Consider the following 1,786-nt stretch of genomic DNA (forward strand, 5'->3'; position numbering starts at 1 on the left):
CGGGCGCTGCCCGAGACCAGACGGACCGCGTCGCCGCCGCGGCGGGGGCCCTCGGAATAAGGCACCGGGCGGTTGGTCACCGCATGCGAGGCCTCGATCACCTGACGCACCGAATAGCCGGTCCCGGTGCCGAGGTTGAACACCCGGCTGCCCTTGCCCGCCAGCAGCCACTCGAGCCCCAGAACATGCGCCGCAACCAGATCGCTGACATGGATGTAGTCGCGGATGCAGGTCCCGTCCGGCGTCGGATAATCGGTGCCGTGGATCGTCAGCGCCGGGCGCTTGCCCTCGATCGCCTCCAGCATCACCGGGATCAGATGCGTCTCGGGGTCGTGCGCCTCGCCGACCTCGCCCTCGGGATCCGCGCCCGCCACGTTGAAATAGCGGAAGATCACCGAGTTCAGCCCGTGGCTGGCCTCGAAGTCGCGCAGCATGTCCTCGATCGCGCGCTTGGACGCGCCATAGGCGTTCAGCGGCGCCTGGGCGCTGTCCTCGTCCAGCGTCACCCCGTCCTGGTCGCCATAGACCGCGCAGGTCGAGGAAAACACCATGTTCAGGCAGCCCGCCGCCACCGCCGCCTCGATCAGCGTGAGCGACCCGCCCACATTGTTGCGCCAGTACTTGCCCGGGTCGCGCATCGCCTCGCCGACCTGGCTGAAGGCCGCGAAATGCATCACCCCCACCGGCCGGTAGGCCGCGAACACCGCGTCAAGCCGTGCCCGGTCCGCCAGATCGCCCCGTTCGAGCGGGCCGAACTTCACCGCCTCGGCCCAGCCGGTCGAGAGGTTGTCGTAGCACACCGGCACATGGCCCGCGCGCGCCAGAGCCTTGCAGGCATGCGCGCCGATATAGCCCGCCCCGCCCGTCACCAGAACATGTGCCATCGTGTTATTCCGCCGCCTCCGGCAGGGCGAACATGTCGCGCAGATACTCCTCGAATTCGCCGCGCAGCTCGGGCCGGGCCAGCGCGAAGGACACCGTCGCCTGCAGGAACCCGGCCTTCGAGCCGCAGTCGAAGCGCTGGCCGTTGAAGCGCAGCCCGTAGACCCCCTGGCCGTCGATCTCCTGGGCGATGGCGTCGGTCAGCTGCAGCTCGCCCCCGGCCCCGAAGCGTTTGTGGCGCAGGTTCTGGTCGAGATTGTGCAGCACCTTCGGCGTCAGGATGTAGCGCCCGATCACCGCCAGGTTCGACGGCGCCTCCTCAAGGCTCGGCTTCTCGACCATGCCCTTGACCAGCACCTTGTCGCCCATGTCGCGGGCCACGTCGAGGATGCCGTAGGCCGGGGCCTTCTCGCGCGGGACCTCCATCGCGGCGACCATGTTGGCGCCCGTGTCCTGATAGGCGTCGACCATCTGCCTGAGGCAGGGCGTCTCGGCCGCGATCACGTCATCGGGCAGGATCACCGCGAAGGGTTCGTTGCCGATCAGGCGCCGCGCGCACCAGACCGCGTGGCCCAGCCCCATCGCCATCTTCTGGCGGATATAGGCGATCGCGCCGCTTTCCATGTCGGTGCTGCGCAGGATTTCAAGCAGGTCGTCCTTGCCCTTGGACTTCAGCGAGTCCTCGAGATGCGGCGCGTGGTCGAAATAATCCTCGAGCGCGCTTTTGCCCCGCGACGTCACGAAGATGAAATCCGTGATCCCGGCCGCCCGCGCCTCGTCGATCGCGTATTGGATCAGCGGACGGTCCACCAGCGTCATGATCTCTTTCGGGATCGACTTCGTCGCGGGAAGAAACCGCGTCCCCAATCCCGCAACGGGAAAAACCGCCTTCGTTACTTGCCGG

General features: G+C 67.6%; 2 protein-coding genes. Both read right to left on the bottom strand.

All coding sequences use genetic code 11. From position 1 onward, the window contains the following. The coding region (galE, locus tag C8N38_RS20965) for a UDP-glucose 4-epimerase GalE (RefSeq protein ID WP_108029037.1) at window positions 1-884 on the bottom strand (884 nt) is incomplete at its 3' end. Window positions 885-888: 4 nt separating this feature from the next. Next, on the bottom strand, window positions 889-1,786 hold an 898-nt coding region (galU, locus tag C8N38_RS20970; RefSeq protein WP_108029038.1), incomplete at its 5' end, for a UTP--glucose-1-phosphate uridylyltransferase GalU.

The sequence above is a fragment of the Rhodovulum kholense genome, from assembly GCF_003053725.1.
GTDB lineage: Bacteria > Pseudomonadota > Alphaproteobacteria > Rhodobacterales > Rhodobacteraceae > Rhodovulum > Rhodovulum kholense.